An 8,360-nucleotide genomic window follows, 5' to 3' on the forward strand; every position below is an offset into this window, starting at 1 on the left:
CTGCTTGCTATCGAAAGCCCGTTCTTCATTGCCGTTGACCGGGTGCGCACCAACGCCAGCGACGGCCATGCGATCTCCATCGAGCGCAGCCGGCTGCCATTGTCCTCCGAGCTTGAGGACGTACCGTTGCGCGGACTGCGCGAGGGCTCGCTGCACCAGACGCTGCGCGCCGCCGGCCTCATTCCCGACCATGGCGAGGAATGGGTCGAGATCGAGATGCTCAATGCCGAGGATGCGGCCATCCTCGGTTGCCCACAAGGCACGCCCTTCCTGCGCGGGCGCCGGTTGACGCGTGCGGCTGACGATCGGCCGATCGAGTATGTCACCAGCCTGCTCAATCCGGCACATTTTGCGCTGCATATGAGGTTCTAAGCGATGTCGGATGCAACCAGCAATACCATCGATCGCGCCATGGGCGCGCTTGTCGGCGGAGCGCTGGGAGACGCGCTCGGCATGCCGACGCAGCTTTTGTCGCCGGCTCGCATTGCCGAACTCTACGGCCATGTAGAGGATTTCATCGAGCCTTTCGCCGATCATCCGGTGTCGAAGGGCCTGGCCGCTGGAACCATCACCGACGATACCGAACAGGCGCTGCTGCTCGGCCGCATCCTGGTCGAATCCGGCGACCGTTTCGACCACGCGCGCTGGGTCAATGCGCTGCTCGACTGGGAGCGCGAGGTCAAGGCGCGCGGCAGCTATGATCTTTTGGGGCCGTCGACCAAGCGTGCCATCGATGCCATCAACAATGGCGTACCGGCCGAGGAAGCGGGACGCAGCGGCGACACCAATGGCGCGGCCATGCGCATCGCGCCTGTCGGCATCATGATGCCGCTTGAACCGTTGGAGACGTTCGTCGGCAAGGTGGCGGAGACTTGCCGGGCGACGCACAACACCTCGATCGCCATAGCCTCGGCCGCAGCCGTCGCAGCCGCCGTCAGCCGCGGCGTCGCCGGCGGCGGTTGGCGCGATGCTTCGGCCAGCGCGGTCGCGGCGGCGAGGCGAGGGGCGACGCTCGGACATTGGGTCACCGGCGGCGACATCGCCGCGCGTATCGTCTGGGCGCAGGACATCGTGCGTGGCAAGGCGATCAGGGATGCGATCCGGCTGATCACCGATCTGGTCGGCACCGGCGTCGCCAGCCAGGAATCCGTTCCGGCTGCCTTCGCCGTGCTGGAAGTCGCCCGTGGCGACCCCTGGCAAGCAGCCATCATCAGCGCCAATCTCGGCGGCGACACCGATACGATCGGCGCCATCGCTGCCGGCATGGCCGGCGCCTGCACCGGCTTTTCCCGATTGCCGCAAGAGTACATCCTCCGGCTTGTCGGCATCGACTTGTCAGAGGTTGGCGCGCTCGCCGCCGACCTTGTCGCGGCAAGGGCGGCGAAAGCCGGTTCCAGCAAGGACGCGGCGGCGTGAGCGGCCGTCTCGTCCATATCGGCAGTGCCGTGGTCGATTATGTCTACCGCATCGACGCTTTGCCGGCGCCCGGCATGGAAAAGACGGCATCGAGCTTCGCCCAGGTCGCCGGCGGCGGCTTCAACATGATGGTGGCGGCCAGCCGCACCGGCATGCAGGTGGTGTTCGGCGGCCAGCTCGGCAGTGGGCCGAATGGCGACTTCCTGCGCGCCGCCTTCATGGCCGAGAACATCGCGACACTGACGCCGCCATCGCCCTTGATGGACAGTGGCAATTGCGTCGCCATGATCTCCAGCGACGCCGAACGCACCTTCGTGTCATGGCCAGGTGCGGAGAGCGTACTCAGCCTCGATATGATGGCGCCCGTCGCGGTGGCGCCGGGAGACTGGGTGTTCACCTCCGGCTATACGCTGAGCTACCCCAAGAGCCGCGATGCGCTCACCGACTGGATCGAGGCGCTGCCGGCGAATATTCCCTTCGTCTTCGATCCGACGCCGGTCATCTCGGACATTCCACGCTCCATCCTGTCGCGGGTGCTTGCCCGCACCACATGGCTGAGCTGCAACACGAGGGAGGCGGCCGAGATTGCCGGCCCGGGCGATGTCGAGGGTCTCGCGGCGCGACTTCTGGGCGACCATTGCCCGCAGGCTGCTGGCGTGATCATCCGCTCCGGAGCAAAGGGTTGCCACGTACGGTTGGCCCACGGGTCAGCGCAGACCATTGCCGGCTTCAAGGTCAACGCCGTCGACACCAATGGCGCCGGCGACACCCATATCGGCGCTTTTGTCAGCGCGTTGGCGCGCGGCACCCCGCCCTTCGAGGCAGCGCGCTATGCCAATGCTGCGGCGGCCATTTCGGTTACCCGCCATGGTGGCTCCTCGGCGCCGACGAACCGCGAAATCCAGACATTCCTGAGCCATGCCGCCGATCCATCGGGAGCAGGCCGGACACAGAAGGCCAATGCATAACAGCTGGAAAAGCCTGACAAGCCCGGGAACCGGGCAAACCCACAGAGAGGAACCAACCATGCGCATGCCTGATTTGACTGCTCTGCTGACGGCGACCGCCGTCTTTACCTCCGCACTTGCGTTCGCCGCCAAGGCCGACGAAGTGCATGTGCTCAACTGGAAGGGTTACGGCGCCGATGAACCGTGGGCCGTCGAGGCTTTCGAAAAGGCGACCGGCAACAAAGTCGTCAACGACTTCTTCAATTCCGAACAGGAAATGCTGACCAAGATCCGGACCAATCCCGGCCTCTATGACGTGGTCATGATCAACGCGGCCTTCAACGACCAGGCGATGGCCGGGAAACTGATCCAGCCGATCGACGTTTCCAAGCTGCCGAACTATGCCGACATCAGCAAGGACAAGGCGGGATCGCCGATGCTCGTCCATGACGGCAAGGTCTATGGCGTGCCGTGGGTATGGGGCCTCACCGCACTCGCCATCAACGAAAAGTCCTTCGACAAGCCACCGACGAGCATCGCCGAAATGTGGGATGCCGCCCACAAGGGCCGCGTCGTCATTCGCGATGATGCCGTTGAAGCGGTGCAGTTCGGCGCCATCGCCACTGGCCAGAACATCAACGACATCAAGGATATGGATGCGGTCAAGACGAAGCTGACCTCGCTGATGCCGCAGATCAAGACCTTCTGGAGCTCGGAAAACGACTGGAACCAGATGGTCGCCTCCAACCAGATCGACATCGGCACCTATTGGAGCGGCTCGGCCGACCGCGCCAAGACGCATTTCAAGCTGCCGGTCTCGCTGGTGGTGCCGCAGGAAGGTGCCGTTGCCTGGCTCGACGCGTTTTCCATTCCGGTCGGCGCCAAGAACGTCGCCGGCGCCGAGGCCTTCATCAACTACATGATCGACCCGAAATTCTACGTCGAATGGGTCACCAAGGTCGGTGCTCCCGTCTCCGCCAACACCAAGGCGGTGGAAGCGCTGCCCGAGGATGCCTTCAACCGCAAGGTCATGGGTGATCCCGAAGTGGCCAAGCGCATCCAGTTCCAGGCGCCGATCACCGACGCCCAGCGCGAAGCCTATCTGGCGCTCTGGCAGCAGCTTAAGGTCGACGTGAAGTAAGATCACAGCCAGGCCAGCCGGCGGTTCGCGTCGGCTGGTTCTTCCAATCCTGGGAGGAGGGTACCATGGCAGCTGCGACAGCGTCGCGAAGCGGGCTGAGATCGGCATTGCCGCTGCTGGCACCGGCCTATCTCTGGCTGACGGTGGCGATCTTCCTGCCGCTATCCGCCATGGTCTTCTTCTCGTTCATGACCGAGCTGCCGCTGTCGGGAAAGCCGTGGGCGTTCACGCTTGGCAACTATGCCGCCTTCTTCTCGCAGAGCCTCTATCTGACGCTGCTGCTGGCCTCGCTGCGCCTTGGCCTCGAAGTGACGCTATGGTGCATCGTCATCGGCTATCCCGCCGCCTATGTGCTCGCCAAGGTGCTGAAGGGGCGCAGCCGCGAGGCGATCTTCCTGCTCGTCATCCTGCCGTTCTGGTCGAATGGGTTGGTGCGCATCTTTTCCTGGGCGATGGTTTTGCGCGAAGGCGGCATCCTCGACACCGCGCTTAATGCCGTGCTGCCGTTCAAGATCAACATCGACCTCATGTATTCCTATCCGGCCGTCATCATCGGGCTGGTGCATTCCTATGTGCCTTACATGGTGCTGACCTGTTATCTCACGCTACAGGCCATCGACGACTCGCTGATCGAGGCCGGGCGCTCGCTTGGCGCATCGCGGTTGCAGGTGCTGAAGCGGGTGATCATCCCGCTGTCGATGCCCGGATTGGTCGCGGGTGCGGCGCTGATCTTCGTGCCGGTCGTCGGCTCGTTCATGGAACCGCGCATCCTGGGCGGCCGCACCGGCACCTTCTACGGAACGGTCATCGAGGACCAGTTCGTCGCCGTGTTCAACTGGCCGCTCGGTGCCGCACTCTCCTTCATCCTGCTGGCGGTGGTGCTGGTCATCCTGGCGGTGGCGTCGCCAGTGCTGCGGAGGGCCGCGTGATGACGACGACCCGCATCCTCGAAGGACTCGGCCGCCTCTACATCTGGCTGCTGCTTGCCTTTCTTTATCTGCCGATCATCATCATGGCGCTGATGTCGTTCAACGTTTCTCCCTTCTACCAATTGCCGTTCGAATGGACGACTGAATGGTATGCTTCGCTGTGGCAGAACGACCAACTGATCGCAGCGACCTGGAACAGCGTCGAGATCGCGGTCATCACCACGATCATCTGCGTCGTGCTCGGCTCGGCGGCGTCGCTGGCGCTCTATCGCTACGAATTTCGTGGCAAGAAGTTCCTGCAGGCGCTTTTGTTTCCGCCGATCGCCATACCGTGGCTGATCACCGGCACGGCAATGCTGATTTTCTTCTTCGGCGTCGGTATCGGCCGTGGCCTGCATGCGATCCTGCTCGGCCATGTCGCATTGGCGCTGCCCTATGTCATCGTCGTCGTCTCGGCCCGGCTGCAGACCTTCGCGCCGGAGCTGGAAGAGGCGGCGCGCTCACTAGGCGCCAACCAGTGGCAGGTGACGCGCCGCGTCACGCTGCCCTGGATCATGCCCGGCGTCATCGCCGGCGGGCTGTTCGCGTTTGCCGTTTCGTTCGACCAGTTCGTGGTGTCCTATTTCCTGGCGACGCCGGGCCAGACGACGCTGCCGGTCGAAATCTACGCCGCGATCCGCAAGGGTTTCACGCCCGAGATCAACGCGGTCTCGACCATCATCATTGTCGTGTCGATGGCGCTGATGCTGCTGACGGCGCGGTTTTTCAAATTCGGCGGAGAGAAATAATGGCCGGCGTGCAGGTATCCGATGTCTCGCGCAGCTTTGGCGCACACAAGGCGTTGGACAACGTCTCCATCGACTTCGCCGATGGCGGCTTCTACGCTCTGCTCGGGCCGTCGGGCAGCGGCAAGACCACGCTGCTGCGGCAGATCGCCGGTTTCGATTTTCCTGACTCGGGTCGCATCACCATAGGCGGCGAGAGCGTCGAGCGGGTGCCCGTCGAGAAGCGCCGTATCGGCATGGTGTTCCAGAACTATGCCCTGTTTCCCAATATGAGCGTCGCCGACAATGTCGCCTTCGGCCTGTCGGTGCGCGGCGAGGCCAGGGCGATCATCGCTACCGAGGTGCAACGCGCGCTCGATCTGGTGCAGCTTGGCAAGCTTGGTGGCCGCCGGCCGCACCAGCTCTCCGGCGGGCAGCGGCAGCGTGTGGCTCTCGCCCGCGCCATCGTCACCAAGCCGCGCGTGCTGCTGCTCGACGAGCCATTGGGTGCGCTCGACAAGGCGTTGCGCGTCGACATGCAGATTGAGCTCAAGCGCATCCAGCGCGAGATCGGCATCACCACGATCTTCGTCACGCACGACCAGGAAGAAGCGCTGACGATGAGCGACCGCATCGGCATATTGCGCGACGGAAGGCTGGTGCAGGAGGGGCCGCCGGAGGAGATCTATAACAGGCCGAAGAGCGAGTTCGCTGCCACCTTCCTCGGCGACGCCAACATTTTTCGCGGCGATACGACGGGCGATGGCATCCGGCTGCCGGACGGCACGGCGATTGCCGCCGGCGCGGGTGCCAAGCTTGCCGCCGGCGCCAAGGCGAGCTGTGCCGTGCGCCCCGAACGCATCCGCATCGCCACGGATGCCGGAGCACCGGATGGCACTGCCAACATGCTCAAGGGGCAGGTTTCCAAGCGCATCTTCGCCGGCAACAACAGCACCTATTTCGTCGAGCGTGGCGGCCAGACGTTGAAGGTGATTGTACAGAACACGGGTGTCGACAGGCTGGCGGAAGGTCAGGACGTCGTTCTGCGCTGGTCGCCGGAGAGTACGGTGTTGATCGCGGCGGGGTAGGTAGAGCGGTTCGCCCCCCTCTGTCCTGCCGGACATCTCCCCCTCAAGGGGGGAGATAGGCAGCCTCAACGCCGCCACTCTTTCTTCAACACTGGAAATTTGCGAAAGCGGCAATGACAGCTAATCTCCCCCCTTGAGGGGGAGATGCCCGGCAGGGCAGAGGGGGGCGCTGTCCCTCCGTCCTTTCCGACAACGAGCCCGGAGCTGCGATGACGCTTAAATTGACCGCACAGGACCGATCCATGCTCGACGGCGAGCAGGGTCCGTCCGCCGCCGCTGCCATGAAAATCCTGGCCGCGTTTTCCAATGCGGTCGGGGCGGGCTGCCTGCTCGACATTGCCGGCGCCCATATCGATGGCTGTCTCTACCACGGCAAGGCCGGTCTCGATTTCGTCGAGCGGCTGGTCGAAGGCGGTGGCCGCGTTCAGGTGCCGACGACGCTGAATGTCGGTTCGTTCGATCTCATCCATCCCGGCATGGTCAAGATGCCCCTAGCGGAAGAGGTGCCGGCGCGGCGGCTGATGAAGGCGCATCTGGAACTCGGCTGCCAGGCGACCTTCACCTGCGCGCCCTACCAGACGCGCTTTCGGCCAAGCTTTGGCCAGCAGATCGCCTGGGGTGAGTCCAACGCCATCGTCTTTGCCAATTCGGTGATCGGCGCGCGCACCAACCGCTATGGCGATTTCATCGATCTGTGCTGCGCCATGACCGGCCGCGCGCCGGCCTGGGGCCTGCATCTGAGCGAGAACCGGCGCGGCCGGATCCTGTTCGAACTGGATGTTCCAGACGGCGAGCTGAGTGACAGCCTTTTCGTCGGCGTCGGGCTAATCATAGGGCAAGCGAGTGGCGACCGCGTTCCGGTGATTGCCGGTCTGCCGCGGCCGCGTGACGAGGACCAGCTGAAGGCGCTGGGTGCGGCGGCTGCAACGACGGGTGCTGTGGCGCTGTTCCATGCGGTCGGCATCACGCCCGAAGCCAGGATCCTCGATGAGGCGTTCCAGAGCCATGCGCCTGACGAGACGATCCGTATCACCCGCGCCGATATCGACCATGCGCTGGCCAAGCTGTCTGGCGTGTCCGATGGCGCGCCGCTGGCGGCCGTGTCGCTCGGCACTCCGCATTTTTCGCATGCGGAATGGATGCGGCTGTTGCCGTTGCTGCGCGAGGCAGCACCCGGAAGGCGCATCCCGATCTACGTCAACACTGGGCGTGCGACGTTGACGCGGCTGCAGGAGGAGGGCGCGCTTGATGGCATGGAGGCGTTCGGCCTGATTCCGGTCGCCGACACCTGCACCTATGTCACATCGATCCTGGAACGCCTCGACGGCGTGGTCATGACCAATTCCGGCAAATGGGCGCATTACGCGCCGGGCAATATCGGCGTGTCCGTCGCCTTCGCCGAGATGGAGGATTGCATCCGCTCTGCTGCTGCCGGGCATGTCGTGCGGAGCGCCTCATGACGCGACCGGTGGAACGAACCGGCATCTTCCAGTTGGCCGGCGAAGCCAGGGGCCAGGCGCTGGTGTATTCGCAACCGCTGAGCTTCTGGGGCGGCATCGATGCCGAGACGGGCGACATAACAGACCATTCGCATCCCGGTCTCGGCCAGAATGTCGCCGGCAGGATTTTGGTCATGCCGAGCGGGCGCGGCTCGTCGTCTTCATCCTCGGTGCTGGCCGAGGCGATCCGCAGAGGCACGGCGCCAGCCGGGATTCTTCTGGAGCGGCCGGACCCGATCCTGGCGGTGGGCGCCATCGTTGCCGAATTTCTTTACGAGATCCGCATGCCGCTGGTGGTGTGCGATATTTCGAACCTTGTCTCCGGTGATCAAATTGTTATCGGCATCGGCAAAGACGGCGGGCCGATCATCAGAGTTCACCCCGCCATCAATCCGGCAGAGCCACGCCGCCAATAGGCAGCCGCCAACGTCTCATCGCGGCCGAGCCCCAGCGTGCCGCGCCAATATTCGCGAACGACCTTGGCGGCGGTCGCTTCCGCGGCGAACCAGCCGAAGGCCGAGCCGCCTTGCGGCCACGCCACCGAGCGGACAGCCTCGGCCAGCAGTCTGTCCTCTC

10 protein-coding genes are annotated in these 8,360 nt (G+C 64.2%); 9 read left to right on the plus strand and 1 reads right to left on the minus strand.

Going from position 1 to position 8,360, the window contains the following annotated elements:
* From EN964_RS16360 to EN964_RS16405, 9 genes are all read left to right on the plus strand, one after another.
* The coding region (locus EN964_RS16360) for a GntR family transcriptional regulator (RefSeq protein ID WP_164775841.1) at positions 1-372 on the plus strand (372 nt) is incomplete at its 5' end.
* Positions 373-375: 3 nt separating this feature from the next.
* Positions 376-1,416 carry an ADP-ribosylglycohydrolase family protein gene (locus EN964_RS16365; RefSeq protein WP_127272386.1) on the plus strand — a complete coding sequence of 347 codons (1,041 nt, stop codon included), beginning with the start codon at positions 376-378 and terminating at the stop codon, positions 1,414-1,416.
* Positions 1,413-2,384, plus strand: a complete 972-nt coding sequence (locus EN964_RS16370) for a PfkB family carbohydrate kinase (RefSeq protein ID WP_127272387.1) — start codon at positions 1,413-1,415, stop codon at positions 2,382-2,384. Before EN964_RS16365 ends, EN964_RS16370 begins: the two co-directional genes overlap by 4 nt.
* A 58-nt stretch (positions 2,385-2,442) precedes the next feature.
* Positions 2,443-3,504 carry an ABC transporter substrate-binding protein gene (locus EN964_RS16375; protein ID WP_127273265.1) on the plus strand — a complete coding sequence of 354 codons (1,062 nt, stop codon included), beginning with the start codon at positions 2,443-2,445 and terminating at the stop codon, positions 3,502-3,504.
* Positions 3,505-3,569: 65 nt separating this feature from the next.
* Positions 3,570-4,433 (plus strand): ABC transporter permease, encoded by an 864-nt coding sequence (locus EN964_RS16380; RefSeq protein ID WP_127270909.1) that lies wholly within the window; start codon positions 3,570-3,572, stop codon positions 4,431-4,433.
* Positions 4,433-5,221, plus strand: a complete 789-nt coding sequence (locus EN964_RS16385; protein WP_127270907.1) for an ABC transporter permease — start codon at positions 4,433-4,435, stop codon at positions 5,219-5,221. The genes EN964_RS16380 and EN964_RS16385 overlap by 1 nt, the downstream gene beginning before the upstream one ends.
* Entirely contained in the window at positions 5,221-6,285 is a 1,065-nt protein-coding gene (locus EN964_RS16390; protein ID WP_127270905.1) for an ABC transporter ATP-binding protein, read from the plus strand. The genes EN964_RS16385 and EN964_RS16390 overlap by 1 nt, the downstream gene beginning before the upstream one ends.
* 209 nt (positions 6,286-6,494) lie before the next feature.
* The gene (locus EN964_RS16400) at positions 6,495-7,745 is read left to right on the plus strand and encodes an aconitase X (RefSeq protein WP_127268608.1); all 1,251 of its coding nucleotides are present in this window, start codon (positions 6,495-6,497) and stop codon (positions 7,743-7,745) included.
* Entirely contained in the window at positions 7,742-8,200 is a 459-nt protein-coding gene (locus EN964_RS16405) for an aconitase X swivel domain-containing protein (protein ID WP_127268609.1), read from the plus strand. The genes EN964_RS16400 and EN964_RS16405 overlap by 4 nt, the downstream gene beginning before the upstream one ends.
* On the opposite strand, the gene EN964_RS16410 is transcribed toward EN964_RS16405, so the two are convergent.
* Positions 8,161-8,360 (minus strand): SIP domain-containing protein (locus tag EN964_RS16410; protein ID WP_164775842.1); only part of this gene is annotated, 200 nt, incomplete at its 5' end. The two genes, EN964_RS16405 and EN964_RS16410, sit on opposite strands and share 40 nt — an antisense overlap.

Origin of the sequence: Mesorhizobium sp. M7A.F.Ca.CA.001.10.2.1, from assembly GCF_003998575.1 — a bacterium.
Classification (GTDB): Bacteria; Pseudomonadota; Alphaproteobacteria; order Rhizobiales; family Rhizobiaceae; genus Mesorhizobium.

Bases quoted from the DNA above. Each gene is read 5' to 3' on its own strand.
- EN964_RS16390 (WP_127270905.1), top strand. From the start codon at position 5,221: ATGGCCGGCGTGCAGGTATCCGATGTCTCGCGCAGCTTTGGCGCACAC.
- EN964_RS16405 (WP_127268609.1), top strand. From the start codon at position 7,742: ATGACGCGACCGGTGGAACGAACCGGCATCTTCCAGTTGGCCGGCGAA.
- EN964_RS16385 (WP_127270907.1), top strand. From the start codon at position 4,433: ATGACGACGACCCGCATCCTCGAAGGACTCGGCCGCCTCTACATCTGG.
- EN964_RS16365 (WP_127272386.1), top strand. From the start codon at position 376: ATGTCGGATGCAACCAGCAATACCATCGATCGCGCCATGGGCGCGCTT.
- EN964_RS16375 (WP_127273265.1), top strand. From the start codon at position 2,443: ATGCGCATGCCTGATTTGACTGCTCTGCTGACGGCGACCGCCGTCTTT.
- EN964_RS16380 (WP_127270909.1), top strand. From the start codon at position 3,570: ATGGCAGCTGCGACAGCGTCGCGAAGCGGGCTGAGATCGGCATTGCCG.
- EN964_RS16400 (WP_127268608.1), top strand. From the start codon at position 6,495: ATGACGCTTAAATTGACCGCACAGGACCGATCCATGCTCGACGGCGAG.